General features: G+C 62.1%; 21 protein-coding genes. 8 read left to right on the top strand and 13 right to left on the bottom strand.

The annotated features are described in order from the left end of the window. From ACSQ76_RS18845 to ACSQ76_RS18830, 4 genes are read right to left on the bottom strand one after another with little or no spacing between them, the layout of a single operon-like run. Positions 1–708 carry a nucleotidyltransferase family protein gene (locus tag ACSQ76_RS18845; RefSeq protein WP_306130110.1) on the bottom strand — a complete coding sequence of 236 codons (708 nt, stop codon included), beginning with the start codon at positions 706–708 and terminating at the stop codon, positions 1–3. A 10-nt stretch (positions 709–718) separates the two neighbouring features. Then, positions 719–1717, bottom strand: a complete 999-nt coding sequence (locus tag ACSQ76_RS18840) for an SDR family NAD(P)-dependent oxidoreductase (protein WP_437157763.1) — start codon at positions 1715–1717, stop codon at positions 719–721. Next, positions 1714–2604: an NAD-dependent epimerase/dehydratase family protein gene (locus ACSQ76_RS18835; RefSeq protein ID WP_437157762.1), complete on the bottom strand. Its 891-nt coding sequence runs from the start codon at positions 2602–2604 to the stop codon at positions 1714–1716. The genes ACSQ76_RS18840 and ACSQ76_RS18835 overlap by 4 nt, the downstream gene beginning before the upstream one ends. A 43-nt stretch (positions 2605–2647) precedes the next feature. Next, positions 2648–3187 carry a hypothetical protein gene (locus ACSQ76_RS18830; protein WP_437157761.1) on the bottom strand — a complete coding sequence of 180 codons (540 nt, stop codon included), beginning with the start codon at positions 3185–3187 and terminating at the stop codon, positions 2648–2650. 68 nt (positions 3188–3255) lie between these two features. Here ACSQ76_RS18830 and ACSQ76_RS18825 point away from each other — a divergent pair, with 68 nt between their 5' ends. After that, complete coding sequence (locus tag ACSQ76_RS18825; protein WP_437157760.1) at positions 3256–3504, top strand: hypothetical protein; 249 nt, start codon at positions 3256–3258, stop codon at positions 3502–3504. A 271-nt stretch (positions 3505–3775) separates the two neighbouring features. Here the strand turns inward: ACSQ76_RS18825 and ACSQ76_RS18820 are convergent, their stop codons facing one another. From ACSQ76_RS18820 to ACSQ76_RS18810, 3 genes are all read right to left on the bottom strand, one after another. Further along, a complete protein-coding gene (locus ACSQ76_RS18820; RefSeq protein WP_437157759.1) occupies positions 3776–4744 on the bottom strand; it encodes an LLM class oxidoreductase in 969 nt (322 codons plus the stop codon). Between the two features lie 175 nt (positions 4745–4919). Then, positions 4920–6314, bottom strand: coding sequence for a M20/M25/M40 family metallo-hydrolase (locus ACSQ76_RS18815; RefSeq protein ID WP_437157758.1), 1395 nt, complete (start codon positions 6312–6314; stop codon positions 4920–4922). Positions 6315–6404: 90 nt separating this feature from the next. Continuing rightward, positions 6405–7601: a trans-sulfuration enzyme family protein gene (locus tag ACSQ76_RS18810; RefSeq protein ID WP_437157757.1), complete on the bottom strand. Its 1197-nt coding sequence runs from the start codon at positions 7599–7601 to the stop codon at positions 6405–6407. Between the two features lie 98 nt (positions 7602–7699). On the opposite strand from ACSQ76_RS18810, the gene ACSQ76_RS18805 reads away from it, so the two are divergent. Beyond that, a complete protein-coding gene (locus ACSQ76_RS18805) occupies positions 7700–8611 on the top strand; it encodes a LysR substrate-binding domain-containing protein (protein WP_437157756.1) in 912 nt (303 codons plus the stop codon). A gap of 8 nt (positions 8612–8619) precedes the next feature. On the opposite strand, the gene ACSQ76_RS18800 is transcribed toward ACSQ76_RS18805, so the two are convergent. From ACSQ76_RS18800 to ACSQ76_RS18790, 3 genes are read right to left on the bottom strand one after another with little or no spacing between them, the layout of a single operon-like run. Then, positions 8620–9405: an amino acid ABC transporter ATP-binding protein gene (locus ACSQ76_RS18800; RefSeq protein ID WP_437157755.1), complete on the bottom strand. Its 786-nt coding sequence runs from the start codon at positions 9403–9405 to the stop codon at positions 8620–8622. Further along, the gene (locus tag ACSQ76_RS18795) at positions 9383–10276 is read right to left on the bottom strand and encodes an amino acid ABC transporter permease (protein WP_437157754.1); all 894 of its coding nucleotides are present in this window, start codon (positions 10274–10276) and stop codon (positions 9383–9385) included. The genes ACSQ76_RS18800 and ACSQ76_RS18795 overlap by 23 nt, the downstream gene beginning before the upstream one ends. A gap of 22 nt (positions 10277–10298) precedes the next feature. Next, the gene (locus tag ACSQ76_RS18790; protein ID WP_437157753.1) at positions 10299–11201 is read right to left on the bottom strand and encodes a transporter substrate-binding domain-containing protein; all 903 of its coding nucleotides are present in this window, start codon (positions 11199–11201) and stop codon (positions 10299–10301) included. A 369-nt stretch (positions 11202–11570) separates the two neighbouring features. On the opposite strand from ACSQ76_RS18790, the gene ACSQ76_RS18785 reads away from it, so the two are divergent. Both ACSQ76_RS18785 and ACSQ76_RS18780 read left to right on the top strand, forming a co-directional pair. Then, positions 11571–12170, top strand: a complete 600-nt coding sequence (locus tag ACSQ76_RS18785) for a TetR/AcrR family transcriptional regulator (protein ID WP_437157752.1) — start codon at positions 11571–11573, stop codon at positions 12168–12170. A 169-nt stretch (positions 12171–12339) separates the two neighbouring features. Next, on the top strand, positions 12340–13035 hold the full coding sequence (locus ACSQ76_RS18780; protein WP_437157751.1) for a type 1 glutamine amidotransferase domain-containing protein: 696 nt from the start codon (positions 12340–12342) through the stop codon (positions 13033–13035). A gap of 156 nt (positions 13036–13191) precedes the next feature. Here the strand turns inward: ACSQ76_RS18780 and ACSQ76_RS18775 are convergent, their stop codons facing one another. Both ACSQ76_RS18775 and ACSQ76_RS18770 read right to left on the bottom strand, forming a co-directional pair. Beyond that, complete coding sequence (locus ACSQ76_RS18775) at positions 13192–13689, bottom strand: Dps family protein (protein WP_437157750.1); 498 nt, start codon at positions 13687–13689, stop codon at positions 13192–13194. Between the two features lie 103 nt (positions 13690–13792). Further along, positions 13793–14452, bottom strand: a complete 660-nt coding sequence (locus ACSQ76_RS18770; protein ID WP_437157749.1) for an NAD(P)H-binding protein — start codon at positions 14450–14452, stop codon at positions 13793–13795. A 661-nt stretch (positions 14453–15113) separates the two neighbouring features. Between ACSQ76_RS18770 and ACSQ76_RS18765 the strand changes: the two genes are divergently transcribed. The 4 genes from ACSQ76_RS18765 (at position 15114) to ACSQ76_RS18750 (ending at position 18521) form a co-directional block, all read left to right on the top strand. Next, positions 15114–15767, top strand: a complete 654-nt coding sequence (locus ACSQ76_RS18765; protein WP_437157748.1) for a hydrolase — start codon at positions 15114–15116, stop codon at positions 15765–15767. A gap of 176 nt (positions 15768–15943) precedes the next feature. Beyond that, positions 15944–16576 carry a LysE family translocator gene (locus tag ACSQ76_RS18760; RefSeq protein ID WP_437157747.1) on the top strand — a complete coding sequence of 211 codons (633 nt, stop codon included), beginning with the start codon at positions 15944–15946 and terminating at the stop codon, positions 16574–16576. A 91-nt stretch (positions 16577–16667) separates the two neighbouring features. Next, positions 16668–17393: a nuclear transport factor 2 family protein gene (locus ACSQ76_RS18755; protein ID WP_437157746.1), complete on the top strand. Its 726-nt coding sequence runs from the start codon at positions 16668–16670 to the stop codon at positions 17391–17393. A gap of 69 nt (positions 17394–17462) precedes the next feature. Further along, on the top strand, positions 17463–18521 hold the full coding sequence (locus tag ACSQ76_RS18750) for an Atu2307/SP_0267 family LLM class monooxygenase (protein ID WP_437157745.1): 1059 nt from the start codon (positions 17463–17465) through the stop codon (positions 18519–18521). 89 nt (positions 18522–18610) lie between these two features. Here the strand turns inward: ACSQ76_RS18750 and ACSQ76_RS18745 are convergent, their stop codons facing one another. Further along, positions 18611–19519: a helix-turn-helix domain-containing protein gene (locus ACSQ76_RS18745; RefSeq protein ID WP_437157744.1), complete on the bottom strand. Its 909-nt coding sequence runs from the start codon at positions 19517–19519 to the stop codon at positions 18611–18613. Positions 19520–19624: the final 105 nt, after the last annotated feature.

Below are 19624 nucleotides of genomic sequence, written 5' to 3'. Positions count from 1 at the left end.
TCAGGCGAGGAAGGCGCCGGGATCGTCCGCGAATTCCTGCTGGGCGCGCTCGTACTCGCCGGGGTTGCCGATATCGATCCAGCGGCAGGGCGCGGTAAACCCGGACACCTTCTCGCCCCTCTCGATGAGGCGCAGAACCAGCGTCGGAGCGTCGAGATGTCCTCCCGGCTCGACAAGGGATTTCGCAAGGGGCGAATAAACGTATATGCCCATGCTGGCCGCATAGGACATCTTCGGTTTCTCGTTGTAGCCGGTAATGTTGTCGCCCTTGTCCAGCGACAGGACGCCAAGCTGGATCTGCACCTCGGTGGAGACCACACCCACGGTCAGGCACGAACCGGTGTCCAGGTGGTGTTGCATCATCGCCTTGAAGTCGATGTCGGACAGCAGGTCGCCATTCATCACGAAGAACGGCTCGGTCAGGCCGTCGATTCCGCCGATGGCCCCGGCCGTGCCGAGCGGTTCGTCTTCCATGTGATAGGTGATGTTCATCCGGTTGGAGATGGGGTTCTGCGCGAGGTAGGTCTGGATCAGGCTGCCGAGATAACCGATCGCGATCACCACGTCGGTCACCCCGGCTTTCTCCAGCCGGCGCAGGATGATCTCGAGGATCGGCAACTCGCCGATCGGCAGCAGGGGCTTGGGCAGAACCGATGTGTAGGGGCGCATCCGGAGGCCTTTTCCCCCGGCAAGGATCACGGCTTTCATACGGGCCTCCTCAAATCTGGTAGCCGTCTACGGCGAGCTCATCGATATTCGCCTCGATCCATTCGGCGGTTCGGGCAAGCCCCTCGGTGAGCGCCACGTTCGGGCGCCAGCCCAGCAGCGCCTTGGCGCGCGCGGTGGAGGCGATCAGCCGGTTCACCTCGCTTTTCTCGGGGCGGGTGCGGTCGGACTCGTTGGCGATGATCCGGGGCGACTTGCCCAGAAGGGAACAGATTTCCCGGACCAGATCGCCGATGCTGATTTCCACGCCCGTGCCCAGCTGCACGACCTCGCCCACGGTTTCGCGGGCTTCGGCGATCCGCAGGGCGCCGGCCACCGTATCCTCGACGAACAACATGTCGCGGGTTGGGTGCAGCGAGCCCAGCCGCACCTCGTCGCCGCGCAGGGCCTGACCGATGATCGTCGGGATGATGGCGCGGGCGGGCTGGCGCGGGCCATAGGTGTTGAACGGCCGGCAGATGGCGACGGGCGTGCCGAAGGCGCGGTGATAGCTGAGGCCCAACTGATCGGCGGCGATCTTGCTGGCGGAATAGGGGGACTGGCCCTGAAGCGGGTGATCCTCGTCGATGGGCGAGTATTGCGCGGTACCATAGACCTCGCTGGTGGAGAACAGCACCACCTTCGAGGCGCCCGACGCGCGGGCCGCTTCGAGTACGTTGGTGGTACCCATGACGTTGGTTTGCACTACATCGACCGGGTGCACATAGGAATACGGAATGCCGATATGAGCCGCGAGGTGAAAAATGACGTCGCAGTCGGCCGCGGCCGCCATAACGCCCGCCGGATCCTTGAGGTCGCCCATGATGAAGCGCATCCGGGCGCGGAGGGCGGCATCCATATCGCTCACCCCGCCGCCAAGCCCGCGCGAGGAATAGCGGGTATAGACCACCACTTCGGCTCCCGCCCGGACCAGCGCCTCGGACAGGAAACTGCCGATGAACCCGGCCCCGCCCGTGACAAGCACCCTTTTGCCGTTCCAGAACTGTGTCATGTTTTCGCCGTTGCCCCCAGCTTGCTATATTCTGCATCAATGGCGCGCGTCAGCGCGGTTTCGAAATCGAAGCGCGGGCGCCAGCCGGTGCGGGCCGTCAGGCGGGCCGCGTCGCCATAGCAGACATCGCTGCCACCATCGCCGCTTGCCCGGCTTTCCCATGACGCCCCGGTACGGGCGTCGATGGCATCGAGCAGGTCGCTGATGCGGGTGGGCCGGCCGGTCGCCACGTTCACAACCTCGCCCGCCCTGCCGTGAAGCGCCATGGCAATGAGCGCATCGGCAGCATCCTCGACATCCATGAAATCGCGCACCGCACCGACCGGGCCCACCTGGTAGCGGCCGCAATCCGCGCCTATGGCTTTTTCGATGAAGACCCGCGGGGCAAGATGAGCCTGCTGCCCCGTCCCCATCAGGTTGAAGACCACGGCTGTCTGGATGTCGAGGCCGGCGTTATCGTGCGCCGCGCGTCCCATTTCCAGCGCGGCGAGCTTTGCGCGTCCATAATCGGCCAGCGGCTGCCGTGGATCGTCTTCGCATGTGGCGCGGTTTCGCGCGGCGCCGGCGCCATAGATCGCCGCCGAATTCACGAGAACCAGACGGGGCGCGCTGCGGGCGTGGGTCAGCGCTTCGATCCAGCGTCGCGTCAGCGCGAGGTTGGTAGCGACATCGCCGCGCCCGGGCACCACTCCCGCGGCGTCGATGGCAAAGGCTGGTTGCACCTTGTCGAGGAACGCCGTGAAGGCGGCTGCGTTGTCGGGGCCGAAGACGTGGCGAGGCGCCGGAATGGCCTTGAGGTTCCATGCACCGGCCCGAGCCATGACGGCCTGCCCCAAGAACCCGGTCGCGCCCGTCACGAGCAGCTTAGCATTCTCGGTATGGCTCACGTTTCGGCCCTTTCAAGCATGTCTTCACCCTGACACACGCCGGTCAACGCCCGGCGACCGCAGCCTCCTCTGGCGGGCGTGCGACGTAGATCTGCGCATAAAAGTGGCCCGTGGTCTCGAAGCCGGTGGTATCATGGCCCGCGGCGCGCGCGATATCGATCGCCCTGGCCTGTTCCGAAGGGCTGTCGAAACGCCGGTGCGGAAAGGGCGGAAGGCCGAGAGTTTCAACCACGTAGCCGTGATCGCGCAACAGATCGAAGGCCGCCTTGCGTTCGTTGCCGCGCACCGGCGAGGTCACGATCCAGGGCTTGTTCACGGCGCTGGCCCGCAGCAGGCGTTCGAGCGCGGCGGGCTTCAGTTGGGCCACGCTGCCGCATTCGAGGATCAGGTCGGTTGAGGACAGGGTCTCGGCCAAGGGGGCGGAGGGGGCGGCATGTTCGAGATCCTCGTCGAAGGCGGCGTCGAACAGGCCGATCGCGCGCCCGTAGGCCACCGCGTTGCCGGCAACGTCGACCCCCGTGAAACGCGCGCCGGGATAGCTTTCCGGCAGATCCGAAAGCCAGGCGGCGTCTCGGCTGGCCATCTGTCGGGGGTCAAACGGTCGAGTTCGCGATCTTCGTAGCGCCTGAGGAAAGCCTCGGCCGACACGTCGTGCCGGACAAGCGCGCTGACGATGCCGTAGCTGCTGGCGAAGTCGAGCACGTTCGGCGCTTCGAGCCTGCGTTTGCGCAGCAGTTCTTCCAGCATGCGGCGAAAGACGGGTACCGCGTGGGCGTGGTGGCTGTAGCCCAGCGATTTCTGCATCCGGTAATACGCCCTGCAATCGGGTTGATTGTAGGTGTCGTCAAACAGCGTTACGAAATTCGTTCTACGTTCGGAAAGGTTAATCGGCATCAATAAACCTGATTGAAGTATGTTCCGCATGCGCGGGCCTATTGAATTTGCATGCTTTGCGATGGCGTTCAATTGCAAACGTGCTCGTGCCTCTCGGGTCCGATTTGTCGACATGTTTTTTTGCTCGCGCTTACGAATTCTTGAGCACAAATGCATCTGATTAGGGATACAGGCTAGCTGGCCTTGGTGTCTTGAGCGTTGCTCGTTCTGCTTTGGATGGACCGAATTTGCGCAAGGTTTCGAGGGTGGGGGCCTGTGCGTCCCCAGTGCACCATCGTTACAGCGGCTCGCCCCTTGCTAGAGGCGACAGCTTTTCGAGAACGTCACGCACGTTCAAGCGGCTGAACTTGAGGTTCAGGGCTACGTGGTGAACGCCGATCCCGTGGAGGGAGTTCAGCAGGCTCTCGAGATGCCGAGCACCCATGCGGTATCCCAGGTGAATGGGCTCGGGCGGGGCGTCAGCCTCCTCGGCCAGGTCAAGATAGAGCGATTGCGCCACGGGCTTGACCGGCTCATCAGGTGCGGTCAGGCTGTGCCACTCGGAGACGACACGCTGCTGTTGCGAAGGTGGCCTGGGATAGGTGATCCAGCCATCCGTGTGCTCTGCCAGCCATTCCAGCGGCTGGCCGCTGTTGCCCGTCCCCAGCAGGGGCAGACAGCCGTGCAAGGGCTTCGGGATGAGATCGCCGCCATGCATACGGCCATAGCGCTCGCTTTCGTAGGTCGGAAAAGATTTGCCGAGCAGCTCCTTCAGATAGAGCAACGCGTCGCGAAACAGTTCCGCGCGCTCGTTTCGGTTTCGCCCATAGGCCGGATATTCAATGGGCCGGTCGCCCGAGGCGATGCCCAGAACAATTCGGCCCCCGGAAAGATGATCGAGGGACGCGGCCTGCTTTGCGACATCGACCGGGTGATGCAATGGCAGGATCACCGAACCCGTCGCCAGGGCGATCTCGCTGGTATGGGCGGCCACCGTCGCCAGCCAGACGAACGGGTCGTATATCTGCCCGAGATCGCCGAAGCCGGGATCGTCTAGCGGCACATCGCGGGCCCAGAGTGCCGAGAAGCCGAGACGTTCCGCCTCTGCCGCCAACTCGATCTGATCTTCCATGGCCGGCCTTGGGCCGTCGAAAGCCTCGATCGGAAAAAAGAGGCCGAGCGTTGTGCGGTCGGTGCGGAACGTGCGGTCGAAGCCGGGGCCAAACCGGGTTTCCGCCTCGCCCCGCCCGAATTGGGTTCTCTTCATCACACGCGCCTCCAAGTTTCGTTAACCGTCATCGCGGCCCGCCCGAGGGTGTGCCGCACTGAAACGATTTAACCGCAAAGCCTGTGCCATGCGTTGCGGGGGATGCGGGACGTTTGCCGATATTGCGCTTTCTCCCACTGTCCCTGGTGCAAGCACCCAGCGATCTTCGATGGCATCAAGCCGTCGCACCGCCACGAATTTCGCCGAGGATCCGGATCCAGCTGCGCGTGCCGCGGTGGAAACGCTCGACGTCGTAATGCTCGTCCGGCGCGTGGATCGCATCGCTTTCAAGGATGAAGCCCAGCACCACGCAATCCAGCCCGAGCCCATCGTTGAGCGCACCGACAAGGGGAATGGCCCCGCCCGTGCCCTTCAGCACCGCAGGCTGGCCCCATTCCGCCTCGAGCCCCCGCGCGGCGGCGACAAGGAACGGGTTCGTCTCAGACAGATGAACGGCCGCGTTGCCCTCCGGCCCGTCGAATTCGACGTTGCAGCCTTCGGGCACACGGTCCGACACGAATTTGCGGAAGCGCGTCCTGATCGTTTCGGGCGTCTGCCCGGCCACCAGCCGGAAGGTCAGCCGCGCGGTCGCCGAGCCGGGAAGCACCGAACGGCCCCCCGGCCCCTGATTGCCGCCCGTGATCCCGTTGAAATCCGCCGCGGGCCGTCCCCACATCGCCTCTGTCGCGGTATAGCCGTCTTCGATGACGCCCCCGGCAAGGCTGACCTCTCCCGCACGGTCGAACTCTTCCGACAGCGCACGCCACCGTTCACGCTGGCTCTCCGTCAGGCCGACGACGCCATCGTAGAAACCGTCGATGGTTACCTTGCCTTTCTCGTCGTGAATCGAGGCCAGGATCGCGCTGAGAATGCGGATCGGATTGGCGGCAGCCGCCCCGTAGTGGCCCGAATGCAGGTCGGCATTCGGTGCATGGATGGTCACGGTTTCATGCACCAGCCCCTTGAGCTGCGTGGTGATCGAGGGGCGGGTAGGGGACCACATGTCGCTGTCGCAGATGAACGCGACGTCGCAATCCAGCTCTTCGCCGTGCTGTTCGAGGAAGGCGCCGAGGCTGGGGGATCCCATTTCCTCTTCCCCTTCCAGCATGATCACGATGTCCGCGGGAAAGGCGCCATTGGCCGCTTTCCACGCCCGCAACGCCTCTATGAAGGACCAAAGCTGGCTCTTGCTGTCAGAGGCCCCGCGCCCGTAGAACCGGCGCACACCATCCTCTTCGATAACCTCGGGCGCGAACGGATCATGTGTCCACGCCTCGCGGGGGGCGACGGGCTGCACATCGTAGTGGCCGTAGAAAAGCAATCGATTGCCGCCTTCCGCCTCTCCCTCGGACCGCGCAAGCACGATCGGATTGCACGCCGTTTCCACGACGCGGGAAGAAAAGCCAATACCCGCAAGCGCCTCGTCCAGCCACCTGGCGGCGCGGGCGATACCCGGCTTGCTTGCGTCGTCGCCCGAAACGGATGGGATCGAAATCAGCTCCAGCAAATCCGCGACTGCGGTGTCGAGATTGGCATCGACCTCCCTCAGCGCGCGTTCGATTTCCGACACGTCAAACATCCTTTCCGCGTATCATTGAAGGCAGCGGAGGCCGCATAAAGGTGTGGCACCGGCCCTGGTTTTGTCGGTTAAGCCAGCTAGTCACTCTGCTGCGTCCCCGGTGGCACTGAGGTGACGCAGCGCGCTCAGCATCTGCTCCAGATCCGCCCAAAGCTCGGCTTCGTCTTCCAGCCCGATCGAGATCCGCAGGATCACGTCGGGCTCCTGCCAGCGCGTTGCGCTCCGGCTGGCCGCGATCGACATCGGCGCGGCAAGGCTGCGCGTGCCGCCCCATGACGCACCGATGGCAAACAGGCTCAGATGATCGAGCGCAGGCCAGACATGCGGTGCGACACATTCAGGAAAGGTCAGCGAAAAGACACCGCTGTTGCCCAGGAAATCTCGCTTGAAGATTTCGTGGCCCGCCATGGTCGGAAGGCCCGGAAAAAGCACCCTGCCGATCATTGGATCGCCGGAAAGGCGCTCGGCAAACCTCTGGGCCACGGCACCGCTGTGCCGCAGCCGCATACCCAGCGTCTCGAACCCTCTCAGAACAAGAGAGGTATCATCCGGGGATGCTCCTATTCCCATACGGCCGATCATTTCCCTCATCGGCGGCGCCAGATCGGGGTCGCGCACGGATATCGACCCCATAAGCACATCCGCATGGCCGGCGACGTATTTCGTGAGCGCCTCGGTTACGATATCCGCTCCCAGCGCCAGCGGCTTCAGGTTCAGCGGCGTGGCCCACGTATTATCCACCGCAAGCAGCGCCCCGGCCTCATGCGCCAACGCCGCCGCCGCGGGAATATCCATCAGTTCCATCGTCGTGGAGCCGGGGCTCTCACACCAGATGAGCCGGGTTTCGCTGCGGATCCTTGCCTTCAGATCGCCAAGGTCCGTCGGGTCGAAGAATTCGAGCTTTACCCCCATCCTCGCAAGGTCCGACAGGGCGAAATCCCGCATGGGCGGATAAATCGTGTCGGCCAGCAGAAGATGATCTCCCTTGTTCAGGAACGCCATCGCTGCCAGTGCGTTGGCCGCCTGGCCCGAGGGCGTCAGGAACGTGCGCGCGGCCTGTTCGAGTTGGGTCAGTTTTTCTTCCAGCGTCCGCGTCGTCGGCGTGCCGTACAGACCGTAGGAATACCCCTTTTCGCCCCGCTCGCCCCTGTTTGCATAGGACGCCGCATCCTCGAAAAGGATTGTCGATGCGCGATGGACGCCGACGCCGATCGGATCGAACCCGTCCGTTGCCACGCGTGGGGTCAGGACACACCGTGTCAGATCGCTGGTTGTCATTGTTTACTTCCTTTTCCAACGCCTGCTGTATGCGTTGACGTTATTGTCGCAATCCGTATTATTCCGTTTTGCTCTAGATCGCCCCGAGGCTCTGAATCATGAACCTGCGTCAGATCGAGGTTTTCCGCGCCGTGGTCACCAGCGGAACGACCTCCCGTGCCGCCGAAGTGCTGAGGATTTCGCAGCCCTCGGTCAGCAAGACGATCCAGGATCTCGAACGGTCGATCGGTTTTCCGGTCTTCGACCGGATCAAGGGCCGCTTGCGCCCGACCGCCGAGGGCCAGCTTTTCTTCCGCGAGGTCGAGCACGCCTTCGCCGGCCTCGCCCATCTTCGCGGCGCGGCCGCGCGGATCCGGGATTTCGGGTCGGGAGAGTTGCGTGTCGCTTCGCTGTCGGCGCTGTCGACCAATGTGATCCCCCACGCGCTGTCCGCGCTGATTTCGAAGAACCCGGGCGTTGCGATCACCTTTCAGACGAACCTGTCCTCCGTCGTCAGGGACCACGTCGCATCCGGACAGTTTGACGTGGGCGTCGTCTCCGACGAGATCGACAAGACCGGCGTCGAAATCCGCCCCTTCGCCCGCTTCCGCGCATGGCTCGCGATGCCCGAAGGCCATCCGCTCGAAGCGCAGTCCGTCATCCGGCCGGCTGACCTCGTCAATCAGCCATTCATTGCCCTTTCGCCCGAGGATACCACCCGCCAGCAGGCTGAAAGGGCTCTCGCCGCCGAGGGCGTCAAGCTGAGCATCGTTCTCGAAACGCCCTATGCCACGACGATCTGCGCGATGGTGGCGGCCGGTCTTGGGGTGGGCCTGGTCGATCCCCTGACCGCCGATCTGTTCCAGGGGCGCGGGCTGGTGCTGCGCCCCTTCGAGCCCGAAGTGCATTTCCGGACGCTCCTGATCCTGCCGCCGCACCGCCCCGCGTCGCGCATCGTCGAGGATTTTATCGACGAGCTGTTCCAAACCATGGACGAAACCGGTAAGTTCGGCGGCGGCTTTTCCTGCTGACACCATCGTTAGAGAACCTTTGACAGAAAGGCTTGGGTTCGCGTGCTCTTCGGTGCCTCGAGCATCTCCTTCGGCCGTCCCTCTTCCACGATGGTTCCGTGATCCATGAAGACAAGGTGGTCGCCGACTTCGCGGGCAAAGCCGATCTCGTGCGTAACCAACATCATCGTCATTCCCGACGCCACGAGATCCTTGATCACATCGAGAACCTCCCCGACCAGTTCCGGATCGAGCGCCGAAGTCGGTTCGTCGAAGAGCATCACTTCCGGCTCCATCGCCAGGGCCCGCGCGATCGCGACGCGCTGCTGCTGCCCACCGGAAAGCTGGTTGGGATACCTGTCAGCAAGATCAGCCAGTCCGACCCGCGCAAGCAGGTCCCGACCGAGGCTTCGCGCCTTCGCCTTGGGCATGCGCTTTACGTGCACGGGCCCTTCGATGACATTTCCAAGCGCGGTCATGTGTGGAAACAGATTGAACCGCTGGAACACCATCCCGGTCAGCCGCCGTTGCCGGTCGATTTCGCGCGGTGACAGCGCGTGAAGACGACCGTTCCGCTCGACGTAGCCCTGCAGCGTGCCACCGATCCTGACGCGCCCGGCCGAGATTTCCTCGATCTGGTTGATACACCGCAGAAGGGTCGACTTGCCCGATCCGGATGGGCCGATCGCAACACAGACTTCCCCTCTGGCGATGGTCAGGTCGATACCGCGCAGCGCGTGGAAATTGCCGAAGAACTTGTGAACGTCCTCAAGGGCCACGGCCGGGGTCCGGTCAGGTATGGCGTGTCCGGACATAGTCCTGCCCCTTTCCGAAATGTCGTTCCAGGTAGAACTGGCCGACCATCATCACCGAGGTGACGACCAGGTACCAGAATGCCGCGACCATCAGCATCGGCACAGGAAGATAGATCCGGTTCGCGATCGCGCTGGTGGCGAACATCAGGTCCAGCGTGAACGGCACGGCGAGGACGAGCGCGGTCCCCTTCAACATGCCGATCGTCTCGTTTCCCGTCGGCGGAATGATCGTTCGCAACGCTTGCGGCAGAAGGATACGCCACCATATGCGTCCCCTCGACATCCCGATGGCCTGTGCGGCTTCGGTCTGGCCCCGATCGATGGCCTTGAAGCCCGCGCGAAAGATCTCGGCCAGGTAAGCGCTTTCACACAGCCCCAGGCCCAGGATCGCGGCCACGCCGGCCGTCACCACCCAATCGGTCGGGACGCCGAGTATTTCAGGTCCGAACGGAACAGAGATCGACAGGCGCGGAAACAAGACCGCGAACAGGCCCCAGAACAGAAGTTGCGTGTAGAGCGGTGTGCCGCGGAAGAACCAGATCCACAGCCACGAGACCGTCCGCAGGATCGGGTTGTCGCTGTCCCGCATGAGCACGAGGATGCCGGCACAGACGATCGCGACCAGCATGGCGATCACGGTCAGCGCCAGCGTCCAGCCCACGCCAGCGATAACCGTCGGCGCAAAGAGATACTGCCAGAAAACGCTCCAGTGAAAGTTCGGGTTGACGATGACGCCGTGCGCGATCTGCATGACCACAATCGCCAACAGGGCGGCTGCAACCCAGCGTCCCGGGTGGCGGCGCGGCACCACTTCGTTCAGCCGCACCTGTTGTTTCTCGTCTCGGGGAGCCTCATCGCTTGGCGACGCCATGGCTGTCGTCACGGAAGCCATATCAGTTCGACACTTCCGGGTTGATCACCGACTCGTCGACAAGGAAGTGCGCCACGCCCCAGAATTCGTAGATATCCGCATAGACGCCTTCGTCGATCAGATGGTTCAGCGTGTCCGCAATCAACTGCGTCAGTTCCATGTCGTCCTTGGCCACGGCGATACCGTTCAGGCCGCGCTTTCCCATCGGCTCGACGGGTTCGAGGTTTTCCAGCCTGCCCTCGCTCTGCTTCACGGCGTAGGCTGCGGTGCCGCCTCCTGTCGCGGTGGCATCGGCGCCGCCTGCGGCGACACGGGTGATCGCCTCTGTCTGCACCGAAAACGGCAGCTTTGTGATCGCCGGCTTGCCCGCGTCCAGGCAGGCCTGGTTGTCGAGATCCAGGTGCTTCTCGTAGTAGGTGCCCGACATGATGGCGACCTTGGCGCCGCAATACTCCGCCGGATCGAACCCGGTCGGGTTTCCGGCCCGGATCACCCACAGCCCCTGGGTGTCCGAGTAGGAGACGAAGTTCACCACCTTCATGCGCTCGTTCGTGATCGAAAAAGCATTCAGGCCGATATCGTATTTCGACCCGAGGGCGGGCAGAATCGAGGGGAAGGGCGCGGTGCGCGATTCGTACTCGAGCCCGAGTGCTTTCGCGATTGCCCGACCGACATCGACGTCGATCCCCTGCGGGGTCTGGCCGTCATCGCCTGCCAGGAATTCCCAAGGCGCATAGGCGTTGTCGGAACCGCCAACCAGGACGCCGCGTGTGGCGATCTTTTCCGGCACGCGGTCGGACAGTTCGGGCACGGCTTCGAGGCCGGACAGGTCGAAAACCTGCGCAAACCCGGCCACGGGTGCAAGAACTGCGGCCGCGACCACCGCCGCAGTGCAACTGAATCGATGTGGGAAGAAAGTTGGCATATGTTTATTCCCTTGTTGGACGCAATCTGATGCATTCTGTTATATATATGGCCGCGCAGAGCGCGCGATGTGGTTCACGATATGGTCGCAAAATCTATTCGTCCAATATTAGCTTTTGGGCACTTTATTCTCACGGCGCATACCAGCGACACGATCCGTTCGACATCAGCCATGCCCCGGTATGCGTGCCGGTCATGAATTCGAGCGTCGACCCCCGCGAGAAACCGGATCCATCGTGTCCCACATGGAACAGTTCGGCTCCTTACCGGCAGGTGATAGTTCAGGTATCTGCGAAGATTTCATGCCGGAATTTGGAAGTAGAAGACTTATTTCATCCCAGCACTAGACGACTGGTCTAGTCTTCCCTATATGCGCTTCATGAAAGATGATCGACATAACACAAGCGTCAGGGAACATATCCTCGCGACCGCCCAGACCATCTTGAGCGCGAAGGGTTTCTCGGGCGTAGGCCTGAACGAGATTCTGACGGCGTCGGATGTCCCGAAGGGGTCTTTCTATCATTATTTCGGATCAAAGGAGGATTTTGGAAAGGCGCTGCTGGAAAGGTATTTTGACGCCTACCTTGCCGGTATGGACGAAATCATTTCGCGGGACGACCTGACGGGGGCGGAGAAGATTCTGGCGTACTGGACGCGTTGGTTGATCACCCAGACGGCGGATGACCCGCAAAGCAAGTGTCTTGTCGTCAAGCTGGCAGCGGAGGTTTCGGATATGTCCGAACAGATGCGAGGGGTCCTCTTAAACGGCACCGGGCGGATCACGGGACGGATCGCGGAGATGATCGAGGCTGGGACCAGGGACGGGTCGGTCAACATCGCCGGCCAGCCGCGCGACGTTGCGACGAGCCTGTATCAGTCCTGGCTGGGGGCGAGCCTTCTGGCCAAGATCACCCGGGATGATACGCCGCTGTTGGTTGCGATGAAAGAGACACGGAAGACGCTGGGCTGAACAACGGTCCGGAGCCGCATGAACGCTATGGTTTGTGCCTAGTATGTATACGACTGGTCTAATATAGCATTTGCGGAATGGCAGGGCTGACCGACCTCTACCCGCGATGCGGGGCAACACCGGGGCTACTCCCCACAACCGAAGCAAACGACAGAAAAGGAAAAGAGACATGAAAGTTCTGATGATACTGACGTCGCATGACGAACTCGGCGACACCGGCCGCAAGACCGGCTTCTGGCTCGAGGAGCTTGCCGCGCCTTATTATACCTTCAAGGACGAGGGCGCCGAAATCACCCTGGCGTCTCCCAAGGGCGGACGGCCGCCCCTGGATCCGGTCAGCAATTCGCCCGATTTCCAGACGGACCACACCCGCCGCTTCGAGGCCGATGCCGAAGCCAACGCGGCGCTTGCCGCGACGGTGAAGCTCGCCGACGTGAACGAAGGCGACTATGACACCGTGTTCTATCCCGGTGGCCATGGCCCGCTCTGGGATCTGACCGAAGACGCGGATTCGGTGGCGCTGATCGAGGCATTCCACGCGGCGGGCAAGCCCTTTGCGCTGGTCTGTCACGCTCCCGGCGTGCTGCGCGACGTCAAGGGCAGTGACGGTCGACCGCTGGTCGAAGGCCGCGACGTCACGGGCTTTACCAATTCGGAAGAGGCCGGTGTGGGCCTGACCGAGGTTGTTCCCTACCTGGTCGAGGACACGCTGAAAGCCAAGGGCGGCGCGTTCGTGAACGGCCCTGACTGGGCCTCGTTCGTGGTACGGGACGGTCTGCTGATCACCGGACAGAACCCGGCCTCTTCGGCCGAGGCAGCCGTGCGGCTTATCGAGGCGCTTGCAGAGCGCCAAACGGCCGGTTGATTGACTTCGCGTCAAATCGACCAAGCGCCCGTCGACCGCGGCAGAGCTTCGGCTTCGCCGCGGTCAGCAGCCCGGAAACGCAGGTTCGAACGCACGGCCACCTACGCCGTGAATACTTTATATCCGTCCTGCGTCAGGGAACCGCCAAGCATCCCGTCAGCCGGTTCGGCTGGTCTCGAACAGAAACCATGCGCGCTGCTCGGCCTGATCCGTCCAATCGTCGATCGTCCCGCTCGTTGCGTTGTCTTTCGCTTCATCCACAATTTCCTTTGCCTCGCGCAGGGCCTCGACCAACTTCAGGTTGTCCTCTCGCAATTCCGCCAGCATGTCTTCGCTCGACACGAACGCCGCGTCATTGTCTGCAATGGTCTGCATCCGCGCGATGTCGCCGATCGACCGAAGCGTGGTGTTGCCGGTCTTGCGGACCCGTTCGGCGATCATGTCTGTGGACGCCAGAATCTGCGCCGCCTGATCGTCGAGCAGCAGGTGATAGTCGCGAAAATGCGGACCGGACATGTGCCAGTGAAAATTCTTGGTCTTGAGGTACAACGCGAAAGTGTCGGCGAGGATGGCGTTCAACGCCCCTGCAACGGTTTTCGCATCATTGCGACCAAGGTCCGTGGGCGTCTTCAGCGCAGGGTTCGGGTCGGTCATCGGATTCTCCTTGGGTTGGGTTGAATCGGGCGCTCGGTTAAGACTGAGATCGAGACTGGATCGCGCGCCATCTGACGCGTTGGATTATTTTCCGGCGGAATACTCAGGAAATGCGAGGCTTCATCGCCGCGACCGCGGCCTCAATGGCCACCGCGCCGCCTGTCACCTCCAGAATGGCACAGCTGATCTCGGGCGCATGCAGCAATTCCACGATGGTGGCAGCCACGTCATCTCGCGTGATTTCCCGGTGGATTTTGACCAGTCCCAGGTCGACCTGTCCGGTGCCGGGATCGTCGCTCAGGGCCGAGGGGCGCAGGATGACCCAGTCGAGATCCGAGGCCACAAGCGCGATTTCCGCCCGCTTCTTCTCTTGGATGTAATGTTCGAAATCGTCGTTCATGTGGCGTTCGCGCCAGGCTTCGGGGAAGACAGACACCAGCAGGAACCGCTGGATATCTGCAAGCGCCGCCGCCTGCGCCAGCTTGCCCGGCCCGTCGCCGTCGATCGCGGTCGTGGCCTCTCGGCCACTGCCGCCGGCTCCCGCGGTGAACACGACGGCATCGGACCCGCGCATCGCCTCGGCCAGCTCCTCGACCGACATCGCGAGGATGTCGCCCAGACTGGCGGACACACCTTGGCCGGTCAACGCGTCGATCTGTTCCGGTCGCCGCACGAGACCGGACGCATCATCTTTACGTGCGGCCAGCGCGCGTGCGACGCGGCGACCGACGCCGCCCGCCATTCCGATAATGAAAACCTTCATCCCCGTTCTCCGTACCTTTTCCCAGGAAGTGAACCGAAAGGGCGTAGTCCATCCAAAGAGAAAAGTTCCGTGTGGATTGGTGTCCCAAAGTCGGGTGGGAACGAAGCCGGCGCACGTTGCGGAAGCGGCTCCGTCAGCGTCACAGTCGCAGCGCGCGCATAGGCGAGCCGAATGCGCCGGGTGTTGCAGGGCAGAAATGGTCGGCTGCCTGGGGTCATCGCTGGTCTCCGAGTTGCTTGTTCGGCGCTTGGCTGCAAGAACCGATCGGCCCCCCGAAACCTAGCCAGCGCTGTCGAAACATGCGACGCAAGGATTGCTCCGCAGACACCGATCTTGCGGGTTTTCTGGCTGCTTAGGATTTTCGCAATGCAGCGGGACACGAAGCACAAAGGCTACCCGCGAAGCACGCACCTTGCCTGGGGGCACGAACCTGGTGCATCCGAAAATAGGACGAAAAGCTGGTTGGCCGGATGAATGGGCCCTCTGCATGGTTCTGGCCCGTCCGCAAGTTTGTGGCCAAGAAATCTGGTCAGATGAGACGGGCGCGGCAAAGACAGCAAAACCGGCACCAACGCAGCAGTTTCAGAGCCGCAAGGTCCAGAGACTTTCGCTAGGTTTCACCTACCCAGATCCTCCACTTTTCGACGGAAAAGGAAAAAACATGCAGTTCCGCAACGGCCTCGATTCGCTTCTTCGTCCCGAAGATTCGGTTCTCGTTCTGATCGACCATCAGCCCTACCAACTCGCCAACCTCAACAGCCACGATCCGCACATGGTCGTGAACAACACGACCGCCCTGGCCAAGGCGGCCAAGGTGTTCGGCGTGCCCACGATCCTGACCAGCGTGATCGCCGCCCGCGGCGGCGACATCTTTCCGCATGTCACCGAAGTCTTTCCCGACCAGGACGTCATCGATCGCACGACGATCAATACCTGGGAGGATCCCAAGGTGGTGGATGCCGTCAAAGCGACCGGCCGAAAGCAGTTGATCATAGCAGGTCTCTGGACAGAGATCTGCGTGGCGATGCCCGCGCTGCAGGCCGCCGGTGAAGGCTGGGACGTGACGGTGATCACCGACGCGTCCGGTGGCACCTCGGTCGAGGCGCACGAGGTCGCGATCCAGCGCATGATCGCGGGCGGCATCAACATGATGACCTGGCTGGCGCTTGCGTCGGAATGGCAGCGCGACTGGGCGCGGGCCGAGACGGCGACCGCGCTCAACGATGCCCTCAGGGATCACCTCGGCGGCAGCGCCATCGCCTATCTGTGGGAGCAGCAGTTGCTCAACACGCCGGTACCGGGGGTCGCGGCCTGACACGGGCGTCGGATGATGAAGATCCTGAACCTGATCGCGAAGAAGCTGACCACGGATCGAGCTTCGTCATCCGCCACCTCACTTGAAACACCGCCTCCGGGGACAGTCCGATGAACGACGAGAAGTTCGCGCAGGACAACCTAGAGCGGCGCGCTTGATCAATGGCGAGCTCTCTCATGGAATTTTCAGCCTACCTAACATTCGTGATCGTCAGCGCGGTCCAGACGGCGACGCCCGGACCCTCCACCTTGTTTATCGTGAACAACGCTGTGGCCCACGGGTGGCGACGCGCCTTGGGGGCGCTAAGCGGCGATCTGCTTGCCATCGCACTGCTGGCCACTCTTTCGATCATCGGGTTGGGTACGTTGCTCCAGACCTATCCCACGGCCTTCCTTGTTCTGCGTCTCGTGGGCGCTTTCTATATCATCTGGCTCGGTTGGACCTTTCTGCGCGCCCCCTCGCCACAGCCGGCTCGCTCGCCGGATGCGGCAATCGACGGGAAGGGTGGATGGATGCTTTGGCTTCACTCCTTCGGCGTGGGCATCAGCAACCCGAAGGCCGTTTTGTTCTTTGCCGCGTTGTTTCCGCAGTTCCTACCGGCAGATAGCGGGCCGGTGATCCTTGCTCTTCTGGTTTCGACCTTCGTCGCCGTCAAATTCGTCATTCTCGGTGGCTATGCGATCGGGGCCCGGCACTTTGTCCGACTGCTTCGCAAGCCGGAACATGCGCGGCGCGGGCGCATGTTGACCGGCATCATCTTCCTGGCCTTCGGAGCGCTGATGGTCTGGTCTGCCCTTGCCGCCACGTAACATTGCGCGCCTACACGGAAAGCTTCCCCCATCACAGGCAGCGGCGGCAGTCGATACAGACGGGCTCTGCGTCACCTCAAAGGAGAAATCAATGCCTATCGATCACTTCCCGATCGGATCGGAACTGGACGTGTCCTATCCGGACTTCAAGGTGAGCCTCACACTCTTGTCGGTCGAGCACCTGAAATTCGATATCAAGGAGGGGCCATTTGCCCGGACCGAGACCGTCGACATAGAAGTGGCATCGCTCGGCAACGGCATCTTTGCCGTAAGCTGGCAGGAAAGCGACGGTGCGACCGTCACGAACATTCAAGACTTTGACCGACGCGTCATTCACTCTTTCGCGACGCTGCCCGACGGACAGTTTCTGCGGATGACGGGACCCTTTGCATTTACCGCGCCCGCCGGCCACGTAACAGATGCCCGTCCCCAGCACAACAAGGCGCTTGTTCTGGATGCCATGACGTCGCTGTTTCAGCGGCACGACACCTCGGCCGTGCAGCGCCTCTATTCCGAGGACTATGTCCAGCACAATCCAAATATTCCGCAAGGCCGAGACGCGTTGCAACGTATAGTCGAGACACTATCGAAATCTGTTTACTACGAGCCCGGCTTGATCATCGCCGAAGGCGACCTTGTCGCCATTCATGGCCGGATTCGCGGTTGGGCGGACGAGACGCAGATTGTGGTGGACATCTTCCCGGTCGAGGGCGGCAAGCTGGCCGAACACTGGGACGTCCTTCAGAACGAAGTGACGGCGGCCTCGGGCATGGCCGCTCTATCGATGTTCGATCCTGCGGAAAGCGCACGGCGATAGGTCGGCAGCAGCATGGAAACCTCGCTTTCAATGCGCGCCGCAAGAAACAGCAAGAACAAAGGAACGCCCATGGATATCGGCATCGACAGCTTTGCAGCAATTCTGCCTGATCCGACGACGGGAAAGCCGCCGTCGCCAGTCGACCGCATGGCGGCACTTCTCGAGGAAGTCGAGACCGCCGACCGCGTCGGTCTGGACGTGTTCGGCATCGGCGAACATCATCGCGCCGAGTTCCTCGATTCCGCGCCCGCGATTATCCTTGCCGCCGCAGCGGCACGCACCAGCCGGATACGGTTGACGAGCGCGGTCACGGTGCTGAGCGCCGCCGACCCAGTCCGCGTGTTCCAAGAATTCGCGACCCTGGACCTGATCTCAAGGGGCCGTGCTGAAATCGTTGTCGGTCGAGGCTCGTTCGTTGAGGCGTTTCCGCTGTTCGGCTTGGATACGGGCGCCTATGACGAACTCTTTGTCGAGAAACTGGACCTGCTTCTGGAACTGCGCCAGAGCACCGATATTACCTGGGAGGGCCGATTTCGCCCCGCTCTGTCCGGTCAGGGCGTCTTTCCGCGCCCCCTTCAGCCGCGCCTTCCCATTCGGATCGGCGTCGGCGGAACGCCGCAGTCATTCGCGCGGGCGGGCCAGCTTGGGCTTCCACTAATGATCGCGATCATCGGAGGCAGTTTCGAGCGTTTCCGGCCGCTGGTCGATCTTTATCGCGAAACCGGCCTGCAAGCCGGTCACAACCCCGACAGTCTTTCTGTCGGAGTGCACGCGATGGGGTTTGTGGGCGAAACGGATAAGGAAGCGAGAGATGCCTTCTATCCCGGTTGGGCGCATCTGACGGGGTCGATCGGCCGTGAACGCGGCTGGACACCTCCGACGCGCCAACAGTTCGATGACATGGCGGGCCCGGACGGAGCGTTTTTGATCGGCGATCCGACCACGGTCGCCACCAAGATGCGCCATGCCAGTGACACGCTTGGGGGTATTTCACGCATGACTTTTCAAATGAGCACGGCTTCGCTCGAAACGGCTGCGATGAAGCGCTCCATCGAATTGCTCGGTAATGAAGTCGCGCCGATCGTCCGCGAAGGGATACCGCACGACGCCCTCATGCAGAAAACCTGACAGCGCGGGCCGTGGAGCGCGGCGAGACGTGGAAACAGGATGAGATGGAAAAGCACGAACAGATTCAATTTTAAAACGAGGGGAAGAAGTCAAAGCATCGAGATACGGCGACCTGGATCGCGAACCGCGCGCCGATAGTCGGTTGGACTGATTTTCTGATGTTTGGTGAACACACGGGCAAGAACCTGGTTCGACGAATAGCCGACTTCAAGCGCGATCTCGGTAACGGAAAGCTCGGTGTGTTCGAGAAGCTCACAGGCTTTCTCTACTCTCAACCGCGTCAGGTAGACACGGGGCGGCACACCGAGGCTGTGCTTGAACATACGCGCAAAATGAAATGGCGAGAGATGTGCTTCGGCGGCGATTTCATCCAAGGTGATGTCTTCGGAGAGCCTGGCGCGCATCAATTCCAGGCAGCGACGTTCTGCCCAAGGTGCAAGGCCGCCCTTTACTTGCCCGAATGGCGTTCCGCCCAATCGGCAGAGTTCAGCGAGGATTTCACATCCTGCAGCGCGCGCCAGCAAGCGCGATGGCGCACCCTCCTCATCACAAAGAGCCCAAAGTGTCCGGAGCCCCGATCGGATGGCCGGCGAGTCGAACTTCCCGTTGTAAATGGGAAGGTCGAACGAGAACCGACCGTTGGACGCATCGTCGAGCATTTCCCGCCACTGCGCCACAGGAAACGCCACGGCGCGAACCTGCTGGCGGATATTGACCGTGGACGAAAGGGCGAAATTCGGCGCAGCCGCAGCAATGTCGCCTTTATGGTAAACCACATCGAAACTTCCGCCGCCCAAATTGCCGAAGATACGACTGCCGCCGCTCAAGTCTTGACATAGGACGAGATCCGGAAGGCCTGGCCGAGACATTTCTCCGGCCGGTCGCTCGAACTCAACCAGATCCAGAATGCCACCTGTAGACTTCGCCTTGCGCAGTTTATATCCGCAGTTGCCTTCGCGGTACCACCGGGCGGATTCAGAATAGGCATGCACGGTCATTGCTTTGTTCCCAAGCCGGCTTTAATCAATCCCAGTATTCCTCCGAGGCTTTTAACGGTCGGAAATAGTACGTTTGTTCGCACTCGCGATGCCGTTGGGCGAGCG

The sequence above is a fragment of the Roseovarius sp. B08 genome (assembly GCF_051417955.1).
In the GTDB taxonomy this organism is placed as follows: Bacteria; Pseudomonadota; Alphaproteobacteria; order Rhodobacterales; family Rhodobacteraceae; genus Roseovarius.
The sequence above is the reverse complement of the archived record's forward strand: the minus strand, read 5'-3'. Positions and strand labels throughout refer to the sequence as shown.